The following is a 24906-nucleotide window of genomic DNA, read 5'->3' as shown; positions in this document are numbered from 1 at the left end:
CCTCGGCCACCGGCGGCTCAGTGGACATCGATGGACTCCACCTGCCAGACGGACCGCGTCAGGTAGACAGCGTTGTAAATTTCAGGATGCTGATCAAAGGGATAAATCACAAACAGGGGCCCTTGATTGCGCACTTCCAGGCGCTCGCCATCGCGCCACATCGCCAGCACAAGGTTGAAGGTCGAGGCATCCTGCACCGGAACCGACGCCACGAAATCGTTCAATGCGGAAACACGCAGCTCGGTACCGCGCGCCTGGACCGCATCGAGCAGCCCCTCGAGCAGAGGCCCCCGATAGACAGAGGCACCGTCAAACCAGGGGAGATGGGTCGTGATCGTGCCCTGGGGTAACGCCTCGAGCATGTCGCGGTCGAACCAGGCCTGATCACCGACATTGGTGACCCCGATGTCACCGGACACCTTCAACAAAGGCGTGCCCGAGGGCGGTTCGAGCGCCATCGACAGGGGCGACGCCAGTGTCAGCCCCAGGACCATGAGTCGCCAGCAATATCTCACATCTCCCCCTATGGCCTCCTGCTTGGGCGTGGAAGCAATCTTCGCTTATATGCTGAATCAGCTACCGATGATGTGAAAAGAGTAAAGCAAAAGACACAAACCGTCACGTTTAGAAACCTGAAGCGCCTCTCTACTACCCTTCCATGGTGAAAGACGACCCTCGGGAGACACCAGTCGACACGGACGCGTCTACCCACCAGGCAACAATGGCGTGCTGTTCTCGCAACGTCATGGATGTTTCATGGCCTTGTCATGACCACGCCCTGAACGGTGTGTTCCGTCCTATAAAACCACGTCTCAAACCCCTGTTTCGACCTGCCCTCCCACCAAGTGGTCTCCTACGCGTGCCGAAGCACATATCCTTGCTGGCTTGCCAGCCGGCCATACCAGGATAAGACCGCTTCGGGCCCTTGCGCACGCTACCAGATCACAGCACGCATCCTCACTAGCCTGCCGGCCGGCTATACAAGGACAAGTGCACTTCAGGTACTTGCCCACGCTACCAGATCACAGCACGCATCCTCGCGAACTTGCCAGCCGGCCATACAAGGACAAGTGCGCTTCAGGTACTTGCGCACGCTACCAGATCACAGCACGCATCCTCGCTAGCCTGCCGGCCGGCCATACAAGGGCAAGGCCGCTTCAGGTACTTGCCCACGCTACCAGCGCCAACTGCTGCGGGCCACGGCGTCGTGGGCGTGCAGGCTCTCGGCATGGATCACCTTCTGTTCGAAGCCATCGATCCCCGGGATGGTCATCAGGCAACCATGCACACGACGTGCGGCGTCCTCGCAGAACATCAGGTTCTGCCCGTTGGCCAATGCAAAGGCCTGTTCGTCGGGACGCTTGACCGCGGTCTGCAGCGCCGTGCCCAGGCTCTGCTCCACCCTGTCGATGACTTCGACCATGGGGACGTCCTCGACCTCGAGGCCCAGCCTGAGCGCCATGATCACCTGGCTGCGCTGGCTGTGAGGCGTCGCCACGATCCCCGACTCCTGCCCCAGCCAGCGGTGCACCTCATCACGGGCCGGATGAGGCTCTGCGGCAAAGTCACGGTTGAACTGTTGCTGGATCAATTGACGCGCCAGCGCCGCGGAACAGGGGCAAGTGGAGGAATAGCCCACCTCCAGACGCAGGACTACCGACCGCTGGCCACCTCGTTGCTCGACTTCAAGGTGAAAGGGATAGGCCTTCCAACCAGCCAGGTCACTGACCAACGCCGGACGCTTCAACAGCAAACGTCCCTCGAGAGACAGACTGGCAGACCGGGAGAGACCCTCGTGACTGTCGAGAAAGCGCGCCAGGCAGGCGTCCAGTCGAGGCAACGTCAGCGCTTCTTCGGTCAGGTCGTCAAGCGCCAGGTACAACCTCGACATATGAATCCCGCGGGCCTCCGGGGCGTCAAGACTGACCCCTGCGTTCACCCTGGCTTCGATCCGCTGTCCCGCCAGCTCGACGGGCAGCGCGATGCCCTCCATGCCGACCCAGTCCAGGGCGACGCCCTGGCTCACCTGCTGCACGGCCACATCCGACAGCCTTTGTGGATCGTCGATGGGCTCCCTCCCCCGGGCGTCTGTGTCGCTGACCGTGTCGTTGACCGTATCGCTGACTGTGTCGTTGACGGCCTGGCTGGCCTCGATCTGTGCGTCATTCATCCTTTCACCGCCGGTTCAGTCTGATAAAAAACTACGTTATAACATAACATTAACAACGACTGCATTCGGACATCCTGCTCTACCATCAGCACGCAGCAGCGCGACCGAGCACCCGTTCACAGCGCGGCGAGCCGCGCCATTGCCGGCTCGCACCTCGTATCAGCCCAGCACCTCGTATCAGCCCAGCGCCGGCGCTTCGGCCAGCTCTGCCGCCAACCAGTCGGCCAGATCATTTGCCAGCGGATGGCGCGCCCCCCTAGGCCCGGCAGCCAGTTCCAGCACCAGGCAGGCGTCGGTGGCGACAAAGCCCCAAGGCGCCACCAGGCGCCCTGCGCGCACGTCCTCTTCCACCAGGTAGTCCGGCGCAATGCCGACCCCAAGCCCCACCAGGGTCGCCTCCAGCAGGTAGTTGAGGTGCTCGAAGCCCTGGCCCATCGTCAGCCGCTCCGGCGCGATCCCCTGGCGGCGACTCCAGTCGCCCCAGGCGGAGGGACGTGAACGGGTATGCAACAGCGCTTGGCCGAGCAGTACCCGCGGGTCGGGCGGGCTTGCTGTAGCCCCGCCGGACCGATGCAGCTCAAGCTCACGACTGAGCACAGGACCGATGCGCTCCTGCCCGAGGATACGGGTGACCTCGCCCGGCGGCTCCCCTTCCGGCAAGCGCTGAAAGCGCAGCACACCATCGACCCCGGATAGCGTCGCGACACCTTCCTCACCGGCGGTCAGATGCAACTCCAACTGCGGCAGAGCCTGCTTCAACCGGGCCAGTCGAGGAATGAACCAGCGCGCCAGGAAGGAGCCTGGGCAGCTCAGCACGAAGGGCGACTGGACGCTGGTGCGAGCGACCTCGGCGCAGACCCGTGCCAGGGCGCCAAGATGGAATCCGGCGGCGTCGGCCAGCTCACGGCCGGCATCGGTCAGTCTCAACCCCCGCCCTTCCTTCTCGACCAGGGCAACCCCCAACTGGTCCTCGAGCAGCTTGATCTGACGACTGACCGCACCATGGGTCAGGTGCAGCGAGGCCGCCGCCCGCGACACGCTACCGTGGCGCCCCAGCGCCTCGAAGGCCCTGAGCGCCCTGAGCGAGGGCAACGGGACGTCCTGGTTGTGCGATGTCATGGCGAGCGTCTCTCCCGGCTTGGCATGGGGTGTCTTGTCTTAGCTCGTCTGGGCCTGGTGTGCCCCGGCGCCCAGAGGTCAGCTGATGGTGCCACCGCGTGCCGTGCGTGCGGACTTCCGGGGCACGGCTCACGGCCGCGTTCGGGACCACAGTGAAGGGCCGAGTGGTCTTGCAGTCCCTCAACTGGTGAGATTTTCTCACACATCCTGGCTGTTATTTCGATTTTTTCCGGCCTTATGCAGCGCTACGCTGCTGTCCATGCCATTCGGGGCGCAGATCGCGCCTGGTCAGCCTTGGAGCCCGTCATGAACCAGCAACGCCCAACTCCCAGCCTCCGTCACGGACCCGACCCTCGTGGTTTCTTCGGTGACTTCGGCGGTCGTTTCGTGGCCGAGACCCTGATGCCGCTGATTCTGGATCTCGAGCAGGAATACGACGCCGCACGCCAGGACCCGAGCTTCGCTGACGAGCTGGCCTCGCTGTCGGCCGACTACGTCGGACGCCAGAGTCCGCTGTACTTCGCCGAGCGCCTGACCGAGCATCTGGGCGGCGCGCGCATCTATCTCAAGCGCGAAGACCTGATGCACACCGGCGCCCACAAGATCAACAACGCCCTCGGCCAGATCCTGCTCGCCCGTCGCATGGGCAAGCGTCGCATCATCGCCGAGACCGGCGCGGGCATGCACGGTGTGGCCACCGCGACCGTCGCCGCGCGTTTCGGCATGGACTGCGTCATCTACATGGGCAGCACCGATATCCATCGCCAGCAGCCCAACGTCCAGCGCATGCAACTGCTGGGCGCCAAGGTGATTCCGGTCACCGCCGGCGACGGAACCCTCAAGGACGCCATGAACGAGGCGCTGAGAGACTGGGTCACCAACGTCGACTCCACCTTCTATATCATCGGCACCGTGGCCGGCCCCCACCCCTACCCAGCGCTGGTGCGCGACTTCCAGTCGGTGATCGGGCGAGAGGTGCGCGACCAGATCACCGCCAAGGAAGGACGCCTGCCGGATTCGCTGGTCGCCTGTATCGGCGGCGGCTCCAACGCCATGGGCCTGTTTCACCCCTTCCTCGACGACCCTGAAGTGGCGCTGGTCGGCGTCGAGGCGGCCGGCGAAGGCCTCCACACCCCACGCCATGCGGCCAGCCTCAAGGGTGGACGTTCCGGCGTGCTGCACGGCAACCGTACCTTTCTGCTGCAGGACGACGAAGGCCAGATCAGCGACGCCCACTCCATCTCCGCCGGCCTCGACTACCCCGGCATCGGACCCGAACACGCCTGGCTGCATGCCATCGAGCGCGCCGAGTACGTGGCGGCCACCGATCGTGAGGCGCTGGACGCCTTCACCCTGCTGTGTCGCAAGGAAGGCATCATCCCGGCGCTGGAGTCTTCCCACGCCCTGGCCGAGGTGATCAAGCGCGCCCCGCGACTGCCGGCGGATCATCTGATGGTGGTCAACCTGAGCGGCCGCGGCGACAAGGACATGGCCACCGCCACCGAATGTCTTGCCGATGAACTGGGCCTGGGAAAGCCCGACCAGCAGGACTGACACCCCGGATTCCAGGAGAGAGACCATGACCACGACCACTACCGCCGAGGGGCGCCTCGCACGTCGCTTCGCCGAGACTCGCCAGCAGGGACGCGCCGCCCTGGTGACCTACATCGCCGCCGGTGATCCCGACTATGACACCAGCCTCGCGACTCTCAAGGGCCTGGGCGAGGCCGGCGCCGATGTGATCGAACTCGGCATGCCGTTCACCGACCCCATGGCCGACGGCACCGCCATCCAGCATGCGACCCGCCGGGCGCTGGATGCCGGCCAGACCATGGACAAGACCCTCGAGATGGTCCGCCAACTGCGTCGGACCGATCAACAGACACCGGTCGTGCTGATGGGCTACTACAACCCCATCTACGCCCGTGGCGTGACACGCTTTCTCGATCAGGCCAAGGCTGCCGGCGTCGACGGTCTCATCGTGGTCGACCTGCCGCCGGAACATGACGACGAGCTGTGCCTGCCTGCCAATCAAGCCGGGCTCAACTTCATTCGTCTGGCGACCCCCACCACCGATGCCCGACGCCTGCCGGGGGTGCTCACCAATACCTCGGGCTTTCTCTACTACGTCTCGAGCAACGGGGTCACCGGCGGTGCTGCGCCAAGCGCCGAACGCGTGCAACAGGAGGTAGCCCGCATCCGCGAGCACAGCGATATTCCCATCGCCGTCGGTTTCGGTATTCGCACCGCCGCCCAGGCCAGAGAGATCGGCGCCTTCGCCGACGGCGTGGTGGTAGGTTCGGCGCTGATCGATGCCCAGGCCAGCGGCGACACTCCCGCCGAAGGTACCCAAGCCGTGCTCGAATTGACGCGCGAGCTGGCCCAGGCGCTGACCGGCGCCCGCTAAGCCCTGGCAAAGAACCCCGGTCAAGAACCCCGGTAAAGAACTCCTTATCGCGTGATCCCGGTACAAAGGCCCTGTCGGCGTCTGCTCGACAGAAAGACGCCTCGAGGAGACTCACGCCAGGCCTTGCGCCAAGCCACTCCCGGGAAGCCTCTCTTCCCCACGCAAGCCCCGCCGATCAGGCGGGGCTTGCTGCCACCGGGCCGAACATCTCCCCGACCCAGTCAATATTTTCAGCGGACACCTGGAATGCAGCCACACCATCTATGCAACTGCTGATCCATGCCAGATTCTTACTGCTGATATCATGCTTAAGTCGAACCGTTGGGTGTGGCCGACGGTGATAGAATCGCCCTCCTTCCGGCCACAAGCCGACGCCCATCCGTCCTGACGCGACGGTCGATGCACACTCCACGCTTCGAGACCAGAGCCATGTCCACCTCCTTGAGCGCCCCCTTCAAGGCGCTGAATCGTCTGGGGCTGATCCCTCAGATCGTGATCGGTATCCTCTGCGGTATCGCCGTCGCCACCCTGTCCCCCGAGCTCGCCGCCTCGGTATCGCTGCTCGGCCAGGTATTCATTTCGGCCTTGAAGGCGGTCGCCCCGGTGCTGGTCTTCGTGCTGGTGATGGCCGCCATCGCCGGCCATCAGCGCGGCCAGCCGACCCAGATCCACAGCGTACTGGTGCTGTATCTGATCGGCACCCTGGTGGCGGCGCTGGTGGCAGTAGTGGCCAGTTTCGCCCTCCCCACCGAACTGACCCTGAATACCGCTCAGGCCAGCGGCAATCCGCCAGGCGGCGTGGTAGAGATCCTGCGCAACCTGCTATTGAGCGCCGTGGCCAACCCGGTCAGCGCATTGATGAACGCCAACTTCATTGCCATCCTGGTGTGGGCCGTCAGCCTCGGCCTGGTGCTGCGCAGCGCCAGTGCCGCTACCAAGGGCATGATCGAGGACCTGTCCCAGGCGGTATCGACCCTGGTGCGCTGGGTCATTCGTCTGGCACCGCTGGGTATCTTCGGACTGGTCGCCGGCACCCTGGCCGAAGCCGGAATCGGTGCGCTGCTGGAGTACGCCCAACTGCTGTCGGTGATCGTCGGCTGCATGCTGTTCGTCGCCCTGGTGACCAATCCGCTGATCGTCTTCCTGGCCACTCGCCAGAACCCTTATCCGCTGGTCTTCAGCTGTCTGCGCGGTAGCGCCATCACCGCCTTCTTCACCCGCTCAAGCGCAGCCAACATCCCGGTCAACCTGGAGCTGTGCAAGCGTCTGAAGCTGGATGAGGACACCTACTCCATCTCGATCCCGCTCGGCGCCACCATCAACATGTCCGGTGCCGCCATCACCATCAGCGTCATGACCCTTGCCACCGCCCATACCCTGGGCATCAGCGTGGACTTCGTCACCGCCCTGCTGCTGTGCGTGGTCTCCGCCCTGGCCGCCTGCGGCGTCTCCGGCGTGGCCGGTGGCTCGCTGCTGCTGATTCCCATGGCCGCCAGCCTGTTCGGCATTTCGGCCGACGTGGCGATGCAGGTGGTTGCTATCGGCTTCGTCATCAGCGTGGTCCAGGACTCCACCGAGACCGCCCTCAACTCTTCCACCGATGTGCTGTTCACCGCCGCCGCCAGCCGCAGGGGCGAACTGAGCGACTGACGCCCAGAGGCGCTGCCGCGCTTGCTCATCTCCTGAAACAACAGCTCTCCTGAAACAACAGCGAGCCCCTCTCACCAAAGGGTGAGAGGGGCTCGCTGCGTTGTTCGAGCGGGCGACGACACCACGTCAGCCAGCGATGACCTCCGGGTGATACCGCGAGGCGATCGTCACCAGGCGCTGCATGGTCTCGCCACTCGGTGGCGCCACTCCTGCCAGCGGATAGTGCTCTCCCAGCTCCTGCCACTTGTACTCGCCAAGTGCGTGATAGGGCAGCAGCTCGATACGCTCGACGTTGTCCATGGTCTCGACGAACTCCCCCAGCAGGTGCATGGATGCCTCGCTGTCGGTAAAGCCAGGCACGATCACCTGACGAATCCAGGTGGGCTTGCCGATCGCCGCCAGATGACGGGCAAAGGCCAGGGGACGGCGTCGGGGGATACCGGTGAGCTCGCGGTGCACGCCCTCGTCGAGATGCTTGAGATCCAGCAGCACCAGGTCGGTGGCGGCAAGCAACTCGTCGAGGACCTCATCGTAGTGGCAGACGTAGCCATTGGTGTCGAGGCAGGTGTGCATGCCCTCGGCCTTGGCCGCCTGAAACAGGTCGCGCACAAACGCCGGTTGCAGCAGCGCCTCGCCGCCGGTGCAGGTGATGCCGCCCCCAGACGCCCGCATGAACGGCAGATAGGTTCTGGCTTCGGTGAGTATCTCGTCCACCGTCACCTCACGTCCGCCCTGGCGATCCCAGCTGTCGCGGTTGTGGCAGTACTGACAGCGCATCACGCAGCCCTGCAGAAACACCAGAAAGCGAATGCCTGGGCCATCCACGGCACCACAGCTCTCCAGGTGATGGAGACGGCCAGTGATCATCATCAGGACTCCTAACGAAAAGGGGCTCCGGGAGACACCCGGAGCCCGGAAAGGGACCGCTGTCGCGGCCCCGGGCGAGACGACTGTCGGCTCAGAGCGTTTCGGTGAAGGTCCGGGAGATCACGTCGCGCTGCTGTTCCGCGGTCAAGGAGTTGAAGCGCACCGCGTAGCCGGACACGCGGATGGTCAGCTGAGGATACTTGTCCGGATTGACCACGGCGTCCTCGAGCATCTCGCGGTTGAGCACGTTGACGTTCAAGTGCTGGCCGCCTTCCTGACGCTCGCTGTGGTGGAAGTAACCGTCGAGCAAGCCGGACAGGTTGCTGCGCTGGGCGCCCTCGTCCTTGCCCAGCGCCCTCGGCACGATGGAGAAGGTATACGAGATCCCGTCCTTGGCGTGGGCGTAGGGCAGCTTGCCCACCGACGTCAACGAGGCCACCGCACCCTTGGTGTCACGCCCATGCATGGGGTTGGCACCCGGTGCGAAGGGCTCGCCGGCGCGACGACCGTCCGGCGTGGTGCCGGTCTTCTTGCCGTAGACCACGTTGGAGGTGATGGTCAGCACCGACTGGGTCGGCTCGGCGCCACGGTAGGTATTGAGCTTGCGGATCTTGTTCATGAAGGTCTCGACCAGCTCGCAGGCGATATCGTCGACGCGCGGATCGTTGTTGCCGAAGCAGGGGTAGTCACCCTCGATCTCGAAGTCCACCGCCACGCCGTCAGGATCACGCACCGGGCGCACCTTGGCGTACTTGATCGCCGACAGCGAGTCCGCCGCCACCGACAGCCCGGCGATGCCGCAGGCCATGGTGCGCTTGACGTCGAGGTCGTGCAGCGCCATCAGCGCCGCCTCATAGCTGTACTTGTCGTGCATGTAGTGGATGGCATTGAGGGCGGTCACGTACTGGCGGGCCAGCCAGTCCATCAGGCCATCCATGCGTGCCCACACCTCGTCGAAGTCGAGCACCTCGGAGGCGATCGGCTCACTCCTGGGGCCGACCTGGATCTTCAGCTTCTCGTCGACGCCGCCATTGATCGTGTAAAGCAGCGTCTTGGCCAGGTTGGCCCGGGCACCGAAGAACTGCATCTGCTTGCCGATCACCATGGGAGACACGCAGCAGGCGATGGCGTAGTCGTCGGAGGCGAAGTCCACGCGCATCAGATCATCGTTCTCGTACTGGATCGACGAGGTATCGATGGACACCTTGGCGCAGTAACGCTTGAAGCCGTCGGGCAATTGCTCAGACCACAGCACCGTGAGATTCGGCTCCGGGCTCGGACCCATGGTGTAGAGGCTATTGAGGAAACGGAAGCTGGTACGGGTGACCAGGGTGCGTCCGTCAAGCGCCATCCCGCCCAGGCATTCGGTGGCCCAGATCGGGTCGCCGGAGAACAGCTCGTCGTACTCAGGGGTGCGCAGGAAGCGCACCATGCGAAGCTTCATGATGAAGTGATCGACCAGCTCCTGGGCGCGGGCTTCGTCGATCACGCCTTGGCGCAGGTCACGCTCCAGGTAGATATCGAGGAAGCTGGAAGTACGTCCCAGTGACATGGCGGCGCCGTTTTGCGACTTCACTGCCGCCAGGTAGCCAAAGTAGGTCCACTGGATGGCCTCCTGGGCGGTGGCAGCCGGGACCGAGACGTCGAAGCCGTACTTGGCGGCCATTTCCTTGAGCTGGCCGAGTGCACGATGCTGCTCGGCGACTTCCTCGCGCAGCTGGATCACCGCCTCCAGGTCCTCGCCCTGTTCGAAGCGCTGCTGCAGCGAGGCAAACTGCGCCTGCTTGTCACGCATCAGGAAATCGACACCGTAAAGGGCGACCCGGCGGTAGTCACCGATGATGCGTCCACGACCGTAGGCGTCCGGCAGTCCAGTCAGCACCCCTGACTTGCGACACTTGAGGATGTCCGGGGTGTAGACATCGAACACCCCCTGATTGTGGGTCTTGCGAAATTCGGTGAAGACCTTCTTGACCTGAGGATCGAGTTCACGACCGTAGGCCTGGCATGAGCCCTCCACCATCTTGATGCCGCCGTTGGGCATGATCGCCCGCTTCAGCGGCGCGTCGGTCTGCAGTCCAACGATGGTCTCGAGACGCTGATCGATATAGCCGGCGTCATGAGCGGTGATGGTCGAGACCAGCGAGGTGTCGAAGTCCAGCGGTGCATGGGTGGCGTTTTCCTTCTTGACGCCTTCCATCACAGTGTCCCATAGCTCGCGAGTGCTGGCCGCCGGCTCGCTGACCAGGAAACGCTCGTCACCCTCGTAGGGGGTCACGTTGGCCAGCAAGAAGTCTCGTACGTCGACGTCCTTCTTCCACTCGCCCCCGGCAAACCCTTCCCACGCTTGCGCGAATTGCTCTTTCATCGACTTGCACCTCAACAGAGTAAATGACAACGCTAGTCCTGCATGCTGAGCGACGGCCATCCCTCGGAGATGGCAGCCGGCCCGCCTGTTCGGTGGCAGCAGCGGTCGCCGCATCGGAGGCGGCGGGTGTGCTGCACGCTTCTCGATCGGCGAAAAAACACCTGCCCTCGAGAGCACAATTCGACCTTAGCAGTAGTCCCGTCGCCCCTACTTGACCCGCATCATGGCGCCACAGGACAGCGATACAGCGCGAGCGAAGCGGCCAAGAAACCTGTACCAGGCCAATTTCGCGCGGCGAGGACGGCCGCCTGCGCTATGCTGACAAGGGCATACGTAGGCCTGAGCCCTGTCCCACCGCTGGGTGCCCGTGATGAACAGCTTTCCCACGCTTCTGGAGTACGGTCTGCCAGGCTTCGCCGTGGTGCTGCTGATCCTCGGCTACCACCTGCTCAACAAGACCCACACCCTGTTGCTCAATGAGCGCTCTGGCGAGACCCGAGAGGGCACCGAGTTGCGCATTCGCTATCTGCAGGAGATCTCCAAGAACGCCAGGCTGTTCATGGCGCTGAGTCTGCTGTTCTTCGTCGGTGGGCTGGCCATGGCGATGATGAAACCCTCGAGCCAGGTCAATCTTTCCATCGCCCCGCCCGAAGGCGTGCTGCCGGTCATCCGTCTGCAGGAGCGGGACATGCCGCTGGATGGCCGGGGCACGGTCGTGCTGAAGGTCCAGGACGACAATGTGCTGCGCATCTTGAACAACGATCTGCACGGCCGGCTGATCGCCATCGAGCAGGAGCGCGACGCCTTGAAGAGCCAACTGGCCGACGTCATCGCTGCAGCGGAGCGAGATTCTCCGCAGGTAGGCTTCTAATGAAGAACAGGCAGGGCGCCTTGGCGTCGCGCGCGATGGCGACAGACCTGGCCGGGCCAGCGAAGGGAAAACGACGGCGCCAACCCACGTCTACGATAAACGCCCTGCTGATCGTGCTGCTGAGCGTCGGGGTGGCGTGGCCGGTGGTTGCCCAGCAGGCCCCGCTGTCCAGGGCCAAGGCGCTGTTGCAGCAGGGTGACAACCAGGCCGCCCTGCGCGAACTACGCCCTCTGCTCGAAAGTCCTGATCCGCTGGCTCGGATGGAAGGCTTGAACGCCCAGGGCTGGATTCTCTATCGGGAAGGCCGCCACGCTGACGCCTCAGCGCTGTTCGAGCAGGCACTCAGGGCGAGTCAAGGTCATGACGGCTTGCGTGAGGTGCGCCTGAAGACCCTCAACAACGCCGGCATCAACGCCTTTTCCGCCGGTGAGCTCGACAAGGCTCGAAGCTACTTCGAGGCCGCCCTGGCCCTCGGCAGCGACGTGGCCCCGCGCTACCTGACCATCATCGCCCGCCAGGCGCCCATGCAGTCGGCCCAGCAGCAGGTCAGCGCGGGACGTGAAAAGCGCATCGAGCGCGACTTCGAGGGCGCGGTGGCCGACTACACCCGGGCGCTTGCGATCGATCCGAACAACAACGACGCCCTCTCCTATCGTGGCTACGCCTACTACCGATTGGGCCAGTACGACAATGCCCGAGCCGATATCGAGGCGGCCCTGGCGAGTTCTCCCCAGCGGCTGGACGCACTGATCAACCTGCTCAAGGTGAGCTGCGCCAGCGGCGATGACATCGATGCGGTGCTCAAGCGCCGAGGTCACGCCATCCAGCGCCAGCGCGAGGCCATGCTCGACGACAGGGAGCTTCAGCGCCAGTGCCCCGACCTCTTCGCCAGCCTGAAACGCTGAACAACCGCCATCGGCGCGGCAAGAACGACGCCTTGCAGTTGCCTGAACGCAGCGACGCCACCCGAAGGTGGCGTCGTGGTTGGGGCGCTTGAGCTCTTGACGTAGGCAGCCAGCTTGTCAGGCACTCAGCAGGGCGTTGAGACGCTTGACGTAGGCGGCCGGATCGTCGAGATGACCGCCCTCGGCGATGATCGCCTGATCGAGCAGGATCCGCGCCAGATCGCCGAAGCCGTCACCGTCGGCCCCTTCCAGGCGAGCGACCAGGGCGTGGTCCGGATTGAGCTCGAGGATCGGCTTGACCTCCGGCAGGCTCTGGCCCGCAGCCTCCATGATACGGCGCATCTGGAAGCCCATCTCGTGCTCGGGCAGCACCACGCAGGCCGGTGAATCGGTCAGGCGGTGGGTGATCTTGACCTCCTGAACCTCCTCGCCGAGCGCTTCCTTGACCCGCTTGACCAGATCCTCCTTGGACTTGGCGGTCTCCTCCTGGGCCTTCTTCTCGTCTTCGTCCTCGACGTCCCCCAGGTCCAGATCGCCCTTGGCAACATCGGCAAACTTCTTGCCATCGAACTCGGTGAGATGGCTCATCAGCCACTCATCGATGCGATCGTGGAGCAGCAGCACCTCGATGCCCTTCTTGCGGAAGATTTCCAGGTGAGGGCTGTTCTTGGTGGCGTTGAAGCCATCGGCGACGATGTAGTAGATCTTGTCCTGACCTTCCTTCATCCGCTCCACGTAGTCGGCCAGGGACTGATCCTGGGTGGCGCTGTCGGTGTGGGTGGAAGAGAAACGCAGCAGGCCGCTGATCTTGTCGCGGTTGGCGTAGTCCTCCGCCGGGCCTTCCTTCAGCACCGAACCGAAGGTGTTCCAGAACGTCTGGTAGGCTTCCTTGTCCTTGGCCAGCTTCTTGAGCATGTCCAGGGCACGCTTGGTCAGCGCGGACTTGATCTTCTCTACCTTCGGGTCCTGTTGCAGCAGCTCACGGGACACGTTCAGCGACAGATCGCGGGTGTCCAGCACCCCCTTGATGAAGCGCAGGTACAGCGGCAGGAACTGCTCGGCGTCGTCCATGATGAACACGCGCTGGACGTACAGCTTGACCCCACGGGCGCCGTCACGCTCGTACAGGTCGAAGGGGGCGCGGCCAGGCACGTACAGCAGGCTGGTGTACTCCAGGTTGCCCTCGACCTTGTTGTGGCTCCAGGTCAGAGGGTCGGAGAAGTCGTGGGCCACGTGCTTGTAGAAGGCCTTGTACTCGTCCTCGGAGACCTCGCTCTTGGGCCGCACCCACAGCGCGGTCGCCTCGTTGACGGTCTCCCAGGTGGTGACCTCGCTACCGTCGACCTCGTTGCCATCGTCGTCGGTGGCCTTTTCGGTACGCGGCATCTTCACCGGTACTTCGATATGGTCGGAGTACTTGCGCACCAGACTCTGTAGGCGATAGTCGTCGGCGAACTCCCTGGCGTCCTCCTTGAGGTGGAGGATGATCTCGGTGCCGTGCTTCTCGCGCTCGATCTCGGCGACCACGAACTCGCCCTCGCCTTTCGAGCGCCACTCGACGCCGGCATCGGCGGCGTCACCGGCCTTGCGGGTACGCACGGTAATCTCGTCGGCGACAATAAAACCAGAATAGAAGCCGACCCCGAACTGGCCGATCAGCCGGGCGTCCTTCTGCTGTTCGCCGGAAAGCTGCTTGAGAAACTCGGCGGTGCCACTCTTGGCGATGGTGCCCAGGTTGGCGATCACGTCCTCGCGGTTCATGCCGATACCGTTGTCACGAAGGGTGACGGTGCCGGCCTCGCTGTCGTGCTCGATCTCGACGCGCAGCTCGCTGTCGCCCTCGTAGAGCGCATCATTGTCCAGCGCCTGATAACGCAGCTTGTCGCAGGCGTCGGCGGCGTTGGAGATCAGCTCCCGAAGAAAGATCTCGCGGTTGGAGTACAGCGAGTGGATCATCAGGTTGAGAAGCTGCTTGACCTCGGTCTGAAAGCCCAGGGTTTCTTCGTGGGTAGCGGTGGTCATGGTAGATCGAACCCCTTTCGACATGGCGATTTCCGGGCCAGCGATGGGTCGCTGGCGGTCCAGAGTGCACGGCTCGCGCCGCACGTCATTCAAGATGACAATCGATATGGGGTCCGCGCTGCGCTTTTCAAGGCTGGCGCCACCAAGTCAAGGCTGGCACCTTCACGTCAAGGCTGGCCAGACCTGGGCCGACGTCCCTGGCCGTGGTCACCTGTCTAACGGCTGCCCGGGGCGGCTCTCACCTACGCCGGCGCCCCCAGCACGTAGGTCAAGCGAGCCCGGGCAACCGGCGCGTCTTCGTCGTCCTGCCATGCCCATGCCTCGACATTGGCCATGCGCCGCCCTTCGCGCACCAGACGACAACGCGCGTAGGTTGGCTTCACCCCGGCCGAACTGAGGTAGTCCACGGTGACGTTGACCAGCCTCGGCAGGCGCGGCTCACGGGTCTGCGCCAGGGTATCCAGCGCTGCAGCAGTCTCCAGAAAGGCCGACACCACACCGCCGTGCAGCGCCGGCAGCATCGGATTGCCCACGTTGTGGGGGCGCGTCTCCAGTACAAAGCGCCTGCCGCGCTCATCGCTGTCCTCCCTCACCCCGATGAAGTCGGCGTAGGGCACCTCGCCAAGCCAGGCGTTGATCTCACCGCTGGCACGCCCACGCTCCAGCAGGCCGCTGACACTCTCGTGTGGGGCCGCCGCTATCGCGCCACTGGCGCCATCGCCAACTGGGGCCTTCTCTTCGATACGGGGATCGCCCTCGTCTTCCACAAGACCGGCGAACATGGCCTCGGCAAAACCTGCTGGGGTGTTGCGCGGCCCCAGCCGGGCAAAGTGCCCGCGGGCGCAGGCCACCACCTGTCCTTCGTGCTGCCAGGCTCGGGCCTCGGTGAACACCACCGAGTCGGTGATGGCCTCCACTTCGGCACGTACCCACAATGACGCCCCCTGACAGGCAGGGCGACGATGGCTGATATGCAGATCCAGGGTGGGACAGACCTCAGGACTTGGCAGTGCCGGCAGGACCGAGGCACCGCAGGCGGTGTCCAGCAGTACGCTGAGCACCCCGCTGTGCACCAGGCTTCTCGAGCGATCACCGCATAACTCGGCGCCCCCGGGCAGATATAAGGTGACGCCGCTGGCATCCACCGCAACGACGCGCATGCCGAGCGCCTGGGTATGTGGAATGACATCGACAAAGCGCTGAAGCGCCTGCCGCCAGAGCGACACGGAGGGTGGCTGCAGAGTGCGGTGCGAGGAGGACATGAGCGGGCTCGAATTCAAACGTTTGACTGACAATCTAGACCCAGCCCGCCGACGCCACAATACGTCCTTGGTCCGCACCTTTACCTTTTACCCGCCAAATGCTCGCCAAACGTCAGAAACAGACGACGTATCCTGAAGCAAACGCAAAAAGCTCGAATCCGCACACTTCGAGCCAGAAAATCAAGAACAAGGCACCCTAGATGTCGTGGATATCCCGCTCCTCCCGCGGAGCATCGTCCTCGCCAATACCACGCCAGGCGCGATAGTCGGCCAGACTATTGTCCACCTTGGTCAGCAACCAGCCGACGATGACCACATCGTCGAGAAGACCGAACAGCAGCAGCACATCGGGAATCAGGTCCAGCGGTGACACCAGATAGGCAAAGGCCACCGCCATCCAGCCGAAAGCCGCCCAGGGCACCGGGCGGTAGCGACCGCTGAGCACGTCCTGCAGCATCGGGATAAACAGCTTGAGCGCCCGCATTATATGCTTGAACGCTCGTGTGCGTTGGGTAAAGCGACCAATAACGGGGATTCGATCAAACAGGGCCATGGATAGTCTCCTCGACTCAATTCAGCACCAACGATTGCCGATGGTATTTATCGGGTGTCAACGGCTATCTTCATGGCGTCGACGTCGTCTTATCGCAACATGGGGGCGAAGCTGACCGGGGTCAAGTCTCGTAACCTGGCCGGGCAACTGTTCAAGGCCCGCCGGTTCGGTCACCATGTGGCTTCGATCCGACATCGATTCGCCGTCTACGGCACAAAAAGGCAGCAATGTCTTCTTCTTCACAGACCAGGAGGGTCTCCATGCCATTCGCCTTGTTTCGTCGCCTCGTGCCGCTGGTGGCAGCCACGGCACTGTGCATGCCATTGACGGCTACCGCCCAGGGCAGTGACGGCGCCATGCGCAGCGCCCTGGAAGCCGCCCGTAGCGGCAACTTCCACAACATCAACGACGCCGCCATTCGTGGCCACGAACTGGCCGGCTATGTGGCGTACTATCGTCTGCGCGACCGCCTGCCCAACGCCAGCCCTCAGGAAGTTCTCAGCTACATCTCGGCCAATGCCGATGCACCGCTGGGTGACTGGATGCGTGAGCAGGCCATCCTGCGCTACGGCAAGGCCGGGCGCTACGGCGACCTGCTGGCCGTCGCCGGCGGCGTTCCCGAGACCACCGCCGAGCAGTGCTACTACTACACCGCGCAACTGGGTCAGAGCCCCGCCGTCGCCGCTCAGGGCGGCCGCGAACTATGGCTGGTGGGTCGCTCCCAGCCGGATGCCTGCGACTCCCTATTCTCCACCCTGCGCGCCCGCGGCGAGATCGGTGGCACGGAAATCTTCGAGCGCATGATGCTGGCCTGGGAAAACGGCGAAGACGGACTGGTCAGTTATCTTGGCCGTCAATTGGGACCCGCCTGGAGCTCCGCTGCAGCAGCACAGCAAAGCGTGGCCGCCAATCCGTCGCGGCTGGCAAGCGTAGCGCGCTGCGTCGGCCCCAACTGCGCCGGCACCGCCTCCTTTGTGCGGGCCGCCATCATCGCCACTGCAGAGTCATCCCCGGCGGCGGCGCTGTCCGCCTGGCAGCAGGTCTCCGGCAATGTGAGCCTGCCGGCCCAGTCTCGCCAGGCGCTGGAGCGCGAGATCATCTATTACGCCCTGCGCCGCGACCAGCGCAGCCTGCTCGGCTGGATCGACGGCGCCCTGGCCGGCCAGCAGGATCCGGAGGTGTTCGAACTGCGTGCACGCCTGGCCATCCGCGATCGCGACTGGGCCGCCGTCGAGCGGACCGTTGGCATCATGCCCGCCGAGACCCAGGCCAAGGCGCGCTGGCAATACTGGCTGGGCCGCGCGCTGGCCCTGCGCGGGCAGCAGGCAGACGCGCAGGCCGCCTACGCCCGGGCAGCGGGTCAACGCGACTTCTTCGGCTTCGTCGCCGCCGACCGCCTTGGCCAGCCCTACGATCTCAACATGGAAGACACGCGTTTCAGCGAGGCCGAGCGCGCGCAGGTCGCCGGCTGGCCGACGGTGCGTCGCACCGAGGCGCTGCTGCGCGTCGGACAGGAAGGGCTTGCCAACCTCGAGTGGAATCATGCGGTACGCAGCGCAGGCCCCACCGATGCCCGGCGCCTGGCGGACTACGCCGCAGGACGCGGTTGGCACGTACGCCTGGTGCAGACGACCATCGTCGGCAAGATGCTCGACGCCCTGCCCTGGCGCTTTCCCGAAGCCTACCGGGAGGACTTCCGCCGCTGGGGCCAGGCCAACAACGTCGACCCCTACCTGCTGATGGGGATCGCCCGTCGCGAGAGCGCCTACAACCCCGAGGCGCTATCACCCGCCGGGGCCAGGGGCCTGATGCAGTTGATGCCGGGTACCGCCGCGCTGGTGGGACGCCAGGTGGGCATCGGTGATCCTGGACCCTACGGCGTACTCGACCCGGCCACCAACATTCGTCTGGGCAGCACCTATATCCGTGACATGATCGCGCGCTACGGCGGCAACCGTATCGCCGCGGCGGCGGCCTACAACGCCGGCCCCCACCGGGTCGACACCTGGCTTGCCCGCGCGCCGGGCGAATTCGACCTGTTCGTCGAGGAGATCCCCTTCAAGGAAACCCGCCGCTATGTGCGCGCGGTGCTCGAGTACCGGGTAGTGTTCGAGAGCCTGGCCCAGGGCTCGACCCAGGGCGTACAGGTGCTGACAGCGGCCGAGAAGAGCTCCCGCTACGACGGTTCCATGGTACGTCGATGATGTGGCGGAGCCCCGGCACGTCGATGAGGTGAGATCGCCTCGGAAAGCAAGAACCCCCGGCCTGTGGTCGGGGGTTCTTGCTGTCGAGGTCCGGTTTTTTGCGGTAGCTTCGCTGGCCTGTGTCTCGGGCTATTGGCCTCCGCGCCGATCGCGTCGGCTCAGGACGGCGCCCGCGTCAACGCCAGCTTGACCCCGAACGCCACCAGCACACCGCCGGTCAAGCCGTTGAGCACGCGCGAGAACGCCGGCCGAGCGAGCCAGTGGCTGGCGCTGCCCACCAATACCGCGACCAGGATCTGCCACAGGTTGGCAATCACGAAGTGGATACCGGCAAGCCACAGGGACTTCAGCAAGGCCGGATCCGTGGGGGCGATGAACTGAGGCAGAAAGGCCATGTAGAACACCACCGTCTTGGGATTGAGCACGTTGGACAGCAACCCCTCGCGCAGCGGCCGCCACGGCGACACGCGCTGGCGGCGGGCGCCACTCGCCGCCGACACCGCGAGCCCCTTGCCGGCCCAGGCCTGACGCAGGCTGGCGACTCCCAGCCAGGCCAGGTAGCCGGCCCCGATCATCTTCAACGCCGAAAACGCCCAGGCCGACTGCAGCAGGATCAGCGATACCCCCAGGGCGGAGATGGTGGCGTGGACGAACAGCCCCGAACAGATCGCCAGGCTGGTCAGCACACCGTCGCGCAATCCGCCCCGAGCGGTGTTGCGAATCACCAGCAAGGTGTCGACCCCGGGAGTGACGCTCAACAGCGTGATCGCCACCACGAAGCCCAGCAACTGGGCATCGATCCAGCCTTCCATCAGCGCACGGACTCGAGGCTATCGGAGTGTTTCAGCGAAATCTGGTCGTTGAGCGTCCAGAAGTCGTAGAGGATACCGATCAAGAACAGACCACCGGTGAGCAGATAGATGATGCCGGTCACCCATTTGCCCATGTAGAAACGGTGCAGGCCGAATACCCCGAGGAAGGTCAGCAGCACCCAGGCCAGGGTGTAGTTGGTGGGACCACCGCGGAACCGCAGGTCGGCCTCGCGATCCATGCTCGGGATCAAGAACAGGTCGATGATCCAGCCGATGAAGAACAGTCCGAGGGTCAGAAACCAGATGGTGCCGGTCACCGGCTTGCCGTAATAGAACCGGTGGGCGCCGAGGAAACCGAACAGCCACAACAGGTAGCCCACCACCTTGGAGTGGGTATCGTCGCTATGGATCACGGGGGCAGTCATGTGAATTCCTTGTGTCATCTTTTCCGTTAAGAGGCAGCAACGGGCGTCCGGCTGGACGCTGCTGGCCTTTCGATCTACAGTAACTTGGCGAGTCGAGGTAAGCCATTCTCGCCTGCCAGGGGTGGTCGACACCAGAGGTGTCGTTTCCCGGGTAATCGGAATCGCGAACTCGACCGCAGCGTAGGACAGCAAGTAGAAACGTCAGCAGTGGTAGTTCGATCGCTCTATTGTCGAAACACGCAATGCGCCCTTCTTTCTTGTCATGCCCACGCAACAGGGTTCAGACCACACGACGGGAGAAAAGCTCCCCGGGTGGTTGAGCCTGCACCATCATTTAGCGAGTTAAGGAAATCGACAATGGCAACTGGCACTGTCAAGTGGTTCAACGATACCAAGGGCTACGGCTTCATCTCTCCGGACGACGGCGGAGACGACCTGTTCGCCCACTTCTCCGAGATTCAGGCTGAAGGCTTCAAGTCCCTGCAGGACGGCCAGAAGGTCTCCTTCGAGGTGACTCAGGGCAAGAAAGGCCTTCAGGCCTCCAACATCAAGGTCGCCGACTGAGCCTAGTGCCTGTCTGACCTTGTCACGGGGAGATCGCATTCAAGGTGATCTAGCCACCCCGTGAAGCAACAGCGCTTGAGCAGGATTGCCGCAAGTTGTGACAATCCTCGATCATGCGACAAGAAGGCCCACCATACGGTGGGCCTTTCTTGTTGGTCGGCAGAGCCTGCCGGGGGGCCGATCGGATGCCGTAAGAGCTTGCCTGCAAGCCTTGGGCCCATGACTAAGCCATGACTAAGCCATGAATGACTAAGCCACCCGGACCTGATGCCCTGCCAATACTGGCTCAGGGCGCGTTGTCGGTACGGGTCTCGACGTCGCCTTCGGCGTTGACGTCGGCATCGAAGGACGCGTCCGCGTCGGCGGGCACCTCCTCGGGGACCTGGCGCTCGGCCTGCTCGAAGGTCTCGTCGATCTTGCGCTTGGCTTCCTCGAACCGGCGTTCGGTTTCCTGAAGGATGGCGTCGACCTCCTCGCTCGATCCCTCGAGTTGCACCGGTTCCTCGACAGGGTCCGGCACCGAGGGCGCCGAGGCTTCTCCGCCGCCTGCGTCGCTCTGCTGCCCTTCACTGTCCGGTGTGCCTTGGGTAGCGCTCGTTGCCTCGGCCTGCTTATAGGTCTCGTCGATCTTGCGTTGCGCTTCCTCGAAGCGACGCTCGGTCTCCTCGAGGATGGCATCGACATCTGACTCGGTGCTTTCCCCCGGCAGCGCCTGGCCCTGCTCCAGGGTGTCGGTGGCACTGCTGCCGAGGTCTACATCGGCCCCATCGGCGTCACTGTTGCTCTGCGCCCCGTCGGCCCCGCTCGACGCCGCTTCACTCGATGACTCTGACTGGGCTGCGGACATCCCGCTCTCGGAATCGGATGGCTGTTGTTGAGTCGCTGAGGGCTCTTCGTCAGTAGCTGAGGGCTCTTGCTGAGTCGCTGAAGGCTCTTCCTCAGTAGCTGAAGGCTCTTCCTCAGTAGCTGAAGGCTCTTCCTCAGTAGCTGAAGGCTCCTCGTCAGTCGTTGACGGCTCTTCCTGAGCAGCTGAAGGCTCACTCTGAGACGCCGGGGGCTCCTCGCCATCACACCCAACCAGCCACAGCGGTACGCTCAGCGCCACCAGGGCCGCCGCCATTCGAGGGGTCATTGCCATCGTCTTCTCTCCATAAAGCCTTTGTCCATGCGCCCAATCTCCATGATTGATCGCGCGCTATTGCAACAAAGCCACCCCGGCCACGCAACTTGCGTTGGCGCTGCAGCACGCCGCAATCTCGCCTATCGGGCGACGTCTATGGCGGCTCCCGCCCTGATCATTCTCCTCGGGGTGAGGCCATTCGACAGCTGTCGGGCATGGTCAGACGCAGCGCCAACGGCATGACCCGGGCCTCGAACGCGCGCTGATAGCAGGCTTCGCCGTCCAGCGTCAGCGGCAGGCGCGCCTCGCCATCGGCTTCAAAGCGCAACCAGGCGCTGCGAAAGGCGTCGACGTACTGCCCATGGTAGGGCCTGGCCCGCAGTTCCTGCATCATCGCCCGAAGCTGGCGCAGCGAGCGGAAGTCACGCACCAGCAGCACGTCGAACAGGCCGTCGTCCAGTCGCGCCGCCGGCGTCAACTGCTGACCGCCACCTGCCTGGATGCCATTGCCGATACCCAGCAGAAAGATGCCCGCTCGACTCTCCCCGCCATCCCAGGCCAGGTGGCCCTGGTAGAGCTGATAGCGCCAGGCCTTGAAGGCACCGAACACCGAGTAGGCTCCCCCGCCCATCAAGCGCTTGAGTGGCTTCGGCGTCGATGTGGTGATCTCGGCACCGAAACCTCCGGTGGCCATGTTGATGAAATAGCGATCGTTCATCCTTGGCACATCCACCCAGCGGCTGGGCAGACGACAGGCGGCGTCCAGCGACGCTGCCTGGCCGAGCGGCAGGCCCAGGGACTTGGCCAGGTCATTGGCGCTGCCCAACGGCATGATGGCAAGCTCCGGACGCTCTTCGCGCGGCAACTGCATCAGCCCGTTGACCACCTCATGCACGGTACCGTCACCACCGCCGGCGATGACCCGCTTGACCCGATCGCGTCCAGCCTGGGTGGCCTGGCGTTCGCCGTCGCCCTTTTCCCAGGTGACACGCACATCGACATCGAGGCCGCCTCGCCGACAGGCGAAGACAGCGCTTCGCACTTCCGGCAATTGCGCCGATTGTCCGTTGAGGATCAGCCGATTGGTGCCCGGCGGCTGGGTCATCCTGACGCTTCCTTTTTCACATGAGGTTCATGAAAGTCGCACATCCTCCCTGTGCGGCGCCTATTTCATCACATCCTTCCCCCGGCATGGAGGCCCGCAGCGGCGATCCGATACCTGCCGGCCTCCAGCCACGTCCTGCTGCCGACGCCGCACCTATGCTGTTGCGGGACGGGCACAATCGCAGCCATAGCGCTGACTTGACCCGTATTTCCCTTACAATTGATCAAGACACGCCCCCCTTTGCGACCGAGTTCCTGCATGATTGAACCAATTTTTGTGCTGACCGCCTTTGTTTCAGGCCTGGCCGCCATGGCCCTCAGACTACCACCCTTGGTGGGTTTTCTCGCCGGTGGCTTCATCCTCAATGCTCTCGGCTACGACGAAACGCCGGTCCTGACGCTGATCGCCCACCTTGGCGTCACCCTGATGCTGTTTACCATCGGTCTCAAGCTCAACGTCAAGACCCTGCTGCGCCCGGACGTCTGGGGAGGCGCCAGCCTGCATATGCTGGCAAGCGTCGTGCTGTTCGTAGGTATTCTGGCTGTCCTGAAGGCGATCGTCACCCTCGGCTGGCTGACGTCACCCAACGGTCTACTCGCTGGACTCGACCTGACGACGCTGCTGGTGCTGGCGTTCGCCCTGTCCTTCTCCAGTACCGTCTTCGTGGTCAAGGTCCTCGAAAAGCGAAGCGAGACCCATGCGGCCTACGGACGCCTGGCCATCGGTATCCTGATCATGCAGGACCTGTTTGCGGTGATCTTTCTCACCGCCTCCACCGGCAAGCTGCCGAGCCCCTGGGCCCTGGGCCTGTTCGCGCTGCTGCCGCTGGCGCCGTTGCTGCGGCGGCTGCTCGACCGCATGGGCCACGGCGAGATGCAGATGCTGTGTGGCGTGGTGATGGCCCTGGTGCTGGGCTACGGCCTGTTCGAGGCGGTCGGCGTCAAGGGGGATCTCGGTGCGCTGATCATCGGCATGCTGCTGGCGCCCCACCCCGCCGCCCAGACGCTGTCGCGCTCGATGTTCAATATCAAGGAACTGCTGCTGGTCGGCTTCTTTCTGAGCATCGGCCTTACCGCCCTGCCCAGCTGGTCGCTGTTCGGCATCGCCCTGCTGCTGGTGGCGCTGCTGCCGCTGAAGAGCCTGCTCTACCAGCTTATTCTGATGCGTTTCGGCATGCGCCACCGTACCTCGGTGCTGGCCACCCTCAGCCTGAGCAACTATTCCGAGTTCGGTCTGATCGTCGGCGCCATCGCGGTATCCAGCGGCTGGCTGGCGCCGCAGTGGCTGGTGGTGGTGTCGCTCGCGGTCGCGCTGAGCTTCGTGGTATCGGCGATCCTCAATGCCGTCAGCGAGCAGTTCTACCGCTGGCTCGAGCCACGCCTGCCACCGGTCGACGAGGCGTCGCTATCCCCCAGCGACCGCCCCATCGAGGTCGGCGACGCCGAAGCGGTGGTGCTGGGCATGGGCCGTATCGGTCGCAGCGTCTACCGTCGCCTGACCAAGGAGTATGGACTCAAGGTGCTGGGGGTCGACTCCAATCCCAAGAGCGTGAAGATGCTGGCCGACAAGGGCTTCAATATCGTCGAGGGCGATGCCGTGGACTCGGACTTCTGGGACAAGATGCTGATGTCCTCTCAGGTAGAACTGGTGGTGCTGGCGATGCCCCACCATGCCGGTAACCTGTTCGCCTTGAAGCAGCTGCGAAGCCGCCACTTCCCGGGCAAGATCACCGCCGTGGTCGAGTACCTGGAGGAGATCGACACCATCCGCGAACTGGGCGCCCACGCGGTCTACCACGTCTACGACGAGGCCGGCCGCGCCCTGGCCGACAGCGCGGCGGAGGAAGCGGGAATCATCTCGCGTACCGAACAACTCGGCTAGGCGCTGTCCGAAAAGTCGACGAGCGAAGGTTAGACAAGGCAAAAATCGGTGAGACAGCGCAGTTTACGGGGTGTAAATGAGCATTTTGATCCGATTTTTAACGCCGTATTACCGAGCGCAGGCACTTTTCAGACAAGCCCTAGCAAGTGGCGCGCGCAGACCTGTGCAACACCCAGACGCGCTCGGCCACGGGGCTTGCCGTGGACAGGTCGGATGCGGATACTCGGGGCTCCCATGGCCAAGGCTCGTGCTCAAGGCGCGCGCCGAGGCCCTTTGCAAGCTCCACGACAAGGATGCATGGCGGTGGAAGACGTCTTTACCTGGCTGGGCGAGGCCCTTGGCACCCTGATTCGCTTTGTGGTCGATACCCTGGGCACCTTCTTCAACAGTATCGATGACGCCGCCGCCGGCTTTATCGACGGCCTGTCTCGCTCGCTGGGCATCGCACCGACCTTCTTCACCCTGGCGCTGCTGGTGCTGGGCCTTTTCTTTCTTTGGCGGGGGCTGAGCGCGATCCTCACAGGCTCCCCCATCGCCGCCCTGCTGTGGGCTCTGCTGGGCCTCTTGACCCTAGGCATGCTGCTGCCCTGAAGCGGGACGG

The 24906-nt window shown here is 64.0% G+C and carries 21 protein-coding genes; 9 read left to right on the top strand and 12 right to left on the bottom strand.

Annotated elements, in window-relative coordinates; all coding sequences use genetic code 11:
- Window positions 1-17 precede the first annotated feature (17 nt).
- The 3 genes from RBB39_RS16355 to RBB39_RS16345 all read right to left on the bottom strand — a co-directional run bounded on the left by RBB39_RS16355 (window position 18) and on the right by RBB39_RS16345 (window position 3289).
- Window positions 18-494, bottom strand: coding sequence for an oxidoreductase (locus RBB39_RS16355; protein WP_045993782.1), 477 nt, complete (start codon window positions 492-494; stop codon window positions 18-20).
- Between the two features lie 680 nt (window positions 495-1174).
- Window positions 1175-2170, bottom strand: a complete 996-nt coding sequence (folE2, locus tag RBB39_RS16350; RefSeq protein ID WP_083970516.1) for a GTP cyclohydrolase FolE2 — start codon at window positions 2168-2170, stop codon at window positions 1175-1177.
- Between the two features lie 177 nt (window positions 2171-2347).
- Window positions 2348-3289, bottom strand: coding sequence for a LysR family transcriptional regulator (locus RBB39_RS16345; protein ID WP_045993783.1), 942 nt, complete (start codon window positions 3287-3289; stop codon window positions 2348-2350).
- A gap of 306 nt (window positions 3290-3595) precedes the next feature.
- Between RBB39_RS16345 and trpB the strand changes: the two genes are divergently transcribed.
- The 3 genes from trpB (at window position 3596) to sstT (ending at window position 7346) form a co-directional block, all read left to right on the top strand.
- Complete coding sequence (gene trpB, locus RBB39_RS16340) at window positions 3596-4843, top strand: tryptophan synthase subunit beta (RefSeq protein ID WP_045993784.1); 1248 nt, start codon at window positions 3596-3598, stop codon at window positions 4841-4843.
- A gap of 25 nt (window positions 4844-4868) precedes the next feature.
- A complete protein-coding gene (trpA, locus tag RBB39_RS16335; protein ID WP_045993785.1) occupies window positions 4869-5696 on the top strand; it encodes a tryptophan synthase subunit alpha in 828 nt (275 codons plus the stop codon).
- Between the two features lie 429 nt (window positions 5697-6125).
- Entirely contained in the window at window positions 6126-7346 is a 1221-nt protein-coding gene (gene sstT, locus RBB39_RS16330) for a serine/threonine transporter SstT (RefSeq protein ID WP_045993786.1), read from the top strand.
- Between the two features lie 126 nt (window positions 7347-7472).
- On the opposite strand, the gene pflA is transcribed toward sstT, so the two are convergent.
- The gene (pflA, locus tag RBB39_RS16325) at window positions 7473-8216 is read right to left on the bottom strand and encodes a pyruvate formate lyase 1-activating protein (RefSeq protein WP_045993787.1); all 744 of its coding nucleotides are present in this window, start codon (window positions 8214-8216) and stop codon (window positions 7473-7475) included.
- An 88-nt stretch (window positions 8217-8304) separates the two neighbouring features.
- Entirely contained in the window at window positions 8305-10581 is a 2277-nt protein-coding gene (pflB, locus tag RBB39_RS16320; protein ID WP_045993788.1) for a formate C-acetyltransferase, read from the bottom strand.
- A gap of 370 nt (window positions 10582-10951) precedes the next feature.
- Here pflB and RBB39_RS16315 point away from each other — a divergent pair, with 370 nt between their 5' ends.
- Together RBB39_RS16315 and RBB39_RS16310 are read left to right on the top strand one after the other, a co-directional pair.
- On the top strand, window positions 10952-11452 hold the full coding sequence (locus RBB39_RS16315; RefSeq protein ID WP_045993789.1) for a hypothetical protein: 501 nt from the start codon (window positions 10952-10954) through the stop codon (window positions 11450-11452).
- Window positions 11452-12357, top strand: coding sequence for a tetratricopeptide repeat protein (locus RBB39_RS16310; protein WP_045993790.1), 906 nt, complete (start codon window positions 11452-11454; stop codon window positions 12355-12357). Before RBB39_RS16315 ends, RBB39_RS16310 begins: the two co-directional genes overlap by 1 nt.
- A 117-nt stretch (window positions 12358-12474) precedes the next feature.
- Here RBB39_RS16310 and htpG read toward each other — a convergent pair whose 3' ends face one another.
- The 3 genes from htpG to RBB39_RS16295 form a co-directional block, all read right to left on the bottom strand.
- On the bottom strand, window positions 12475-14379 hold the full coding sequence (gene htpG / locus RBB39_RS16305; protein WP_045993791.1) for a molecular chaperone HtpG: 1905 nt from the start codon (window positions 14377-14379) through the stop codon (window positions 12475-12477).
- Between the two features lie 242 nt (window positions 14380-14621).
- Complete coding sequence (locus RBB39_RS16300; RefSeq protein ID WP_239452579.1) at window positions 14622-15641, bottom strand: PaaI family thioesterase; 1020 nt, start codon at window positions 15639-15641, stop codon at window positions 14622-14624.
- Between the two features lie 196 nt (window positions 15642-15837).
- Window positions 15838-16194, bottom strand: coding sequence for a YkvA family protein (locus tag RBB39_RS16295; RefSeq protein WP_045993792.1), 357 nt, complete (start codon window positions 16192-16194; stop codon window positions 15838-15840).
- Between the two features lie 260 nt (window positions 16195-16454).
- Here RBB39_RS16295 and RBB39_RS16290 point away from each other — a divergent pair, with 260 nt between their 5' ends.
- Window positions 16455-18398, top strand: coding sequence for a transglycosylase SLT domain-containing protein (locus tag RBB39_RS16290; RefSeq protein ID WP_045993793.1), 1944 nt, complete (start codon window positions 16455-16457; stop codon window positions 18396-18398).
- A 158-nt stretch (window positions 18399-18556) separates the two neighbouring features.
- Here the strand turns inward: RBB39_RS16290 and RBB39_RS16285 are convergent, their stop codons facing one another.
- Together RBB39_RS16285 and RBB39_RS16280 are read right to left on the bottom strand one after the other, a co-directional pair.
- A complete protein-coding gene (locus tag RBB39_RS16285; protein ID WP_045993794.1) occupies window positions 18557-19210 on the bottom strand; it encodes a LysE family translocator in 654 nt (217 codons plus the stop codon).
- On the bottom strand, window positions 19210-19635 hold the full coding sequence (locus tag RBB39_RS16280) for a TM2 domain-containing protein (protein WP_045993795.1): 426 nt from the start codon (window positions 19633-19635) through the stop codon (window positions 19210-19212). Before RBB39_RS16280 ends, RBB39_RS16285 begins: the two co-directional genes overlap by 1 nt.
- 357 nt (window positions 19636-19992) lie before the next feature.
- On the opposite strand from RBB39_RS16280, the gene RBB39_RS16275 reads away from it, so the two are divergent.
- Entirely contained in the window at window positions 19993-20199 is a 207-nt protein-coding gene (locus RBB39_RS16275; RefSeq protein WP_045993796.1) for a cold-shock protein, read from the top strand.
- Window positions 20200-20485: 286 nt separating this feature from the next.
- On the opposite strand, the gene RBB39_RS16270 is transcribed toward RBB39_RS16275, so the two are convergent.
- Both RBB39_RS16270 and yegS read right to left on the bottom strand, forming a co-directional pair.
- On the bottom strand, window positions 20486-21046 hold the full coding sequence (locus RBB39_RS16270; protein ID WP_052704433.1) for a hypothetical protein: 561 nt from the start codon (window positions 21044-21046) through the stop codon (window positions 20486-20488).
- Between the two features lie 448 nt (window positions 21047-21494).
- Window positions 21495-22424, bottom strand: a complete 930-nt coding sequence (yegS, locus tag RBB39_RS16265) for a lipid kinase YegS (protein ID WP_045993797.1) — start codon at window positions 22422-22424, stop codon at window positions 21495-21497.
- 258 nt (window positions 22425-22682) lie between these two features.
- On the opposite strand from yegS, the gene RBB39_RS16260 reads away from it, so the two are divergent.
- The gene (locus RBB39_RS16260; RefSeq protein WP_197037166.1) at window positions 22683-24305 is read left to right on the top strand and encodes a cation:proton antiporter family protein; all 1623 of its coding nucleotides are present in this window, start codon (window positions 22683-22685) and stop codon (window positions 24303-24305) included.
- Between the two features lie 303 nt (window positions 24306-24608).
- Complete coding sequence (locus tag RBB39_RS16255) at window positions 24609-24896, top strand: hypothetical protein (RefSeq protein WP_306169190.1); 288 nt, start codon at window positions 24609-24611, stop codon at window positions 24894-24896.
- Window positions 24897-24906 lie beyond the last annotated feature (10 nt).

The sequence above is a fragment of the Halomonas sp. MMSF_3323 genome (assembly GCF_030733595.1).
GTDB classification, from domain to species: Bacteria; Pseudomonadota; Gammaproteobacteria; order Pseudomonadales; family Halomonadaceae; genus Halomonas; species Halomonas litopenaei.
Note: the sequence above shows the minus strand (reverse complement) of the source record. Positions and strands in the feature narration are given on the sequence as shown.

Bases quoted from the DNA above. Each gene is read 5' to 3' on its own strand.
- RBB39_RS16345 (WP_045993783.1), bottom strand. From the start codon at position 3,289: ATGACATCGCACAACCAGGACGTCCCGTTGCCCTCGCTCAGGGCGCTC.
- trpB (WP_045993784.1), top strand. From the start codon at position 3,596: ATGAACCAGCAACGCCCAACTCCCAGCCTCCGTCACGGACCCGACCCT.
- pflB (WP_045993788.1), bottom strand. From the start codon at position 10,581: ATGAAAGAGCAATTCGCGCAAGCGTGGGAAGGGTTTGCCGGGGGCGAG.
- RBB39_RS16315 (WP_045993789.1), top strand. From the start codon at position 10,952: ATGAACAGCTTTCCCACGCTTCTGGAGTACGGTCTGCCAGGCTTCGCC.
- RBB39_RS16270 (WP_052704433.1), bottom strand. From the start codon at position 21,046: ATGTCCGCAGCCCAGTCAGAGTCATCGAGTGAAGCGGCGTCGAGCGGG.
- RBB39_RS16295 (WP_045993792.1), bottom strand. From the start codon at position 16,194: ATGGCCCTGTTTGATCGAATCCCCGTTATTGGTCGCTTTACCCAACGC.
- RBB39_RS16285 (WP_045993794.1), bottom strand. From the start codon at position 19,210: ATGGAAGGCTGGATCGATGCCCAGTTGCTGGGCTTCGTGGTGGCGATC.
- folE2 (WP_083970516.1), bottom strand. From the start codon at position 2,170: ATGAATGACGCACAGATCGAGGCCAGCCAGGCCGTCAACGACACAGTC.
- RBB39_RS16310 (WP_045993790.1), top strand. From the start codon at position 11,452: ATGAAGAACAGGCAGGGCGCCTTGGCGTCGCGCGCGATGGCGACAGAC.
- sstT (WP_045993786.1), top strand. From the start codon at position 6,126: ATGTCCACCTCCTTGAGCGCCCCCTTCAAGGCGCTGAATCGTCTGGGG.
- htpG (WP_045993791.1), bottom strand. From the start codon at position 14,379: ATGACCACCGCTACCCACGAAGAAACCCTGGGCTTTCAGACCGAGGTC.
- RBB39_RS16275 (WP_045993796.1), top strand. From the start codon at position 19,993: ATGGCAACTGGCACTGTCAAGTGGTTCAACGATACCAAGGGCTACGGC.
- RBB39_RS16290 (WP_045993793.1), top strand. From the start codon at position 16,455: ATGCCATTCGCCTTGTTTCGTCGCCTCGTGCCGCTGGTGGCAGCCACG.
- RBB39_RS16355 (WP_045993782.1), bottom strand. From the start codon at position 494: ATGGTCCTGGGGCTGACACTGGCGTCGCCCCTGTCGATGGCGCTCGAA.
- pflA (WP_045993787.1), bottom strand. From the start codon at position 8,216: ATGATGATCACTGGCCGTCTCCATCACCTGGAGAGCTGTGGTGCCGTG.
- RBB39_RS16300 (WP_239452579.1), bottom strand. From the start codon at position 15,641: ATGTCCTCCTCGCACCGCACTCTGCAGCCACCCTCCGTGTCGCTCTGG.
- yegS (WP_045993797.1), bottom strand. From the start codon at position 22,424: ATGACCCAGCCGCCGGGCACCAATCGGCTGATCCTCAACGGACAATCG.
- trpA (WP_045993785.1), top strand. From the start codon at position 4,869: ATGACCACGACCACTACCGCCGAGGGGCGCCTCGCACGTCGCTTCGCC.
- RBB39_RS16280 (WP_045993795.1), bottom strand. From the start codon at position 19,635: ATGACTGCCCCCGTGATCCATAGCGACGATACCCACTCCAAGGTGGTG.
- RBB39_RS16260 (WP_197037166.1), top strand. From the start codon at position 22,683: ATGATTGAACCAATTTTTGTGCTGACCGCCTTTGTTTCAGGCCTGGCC.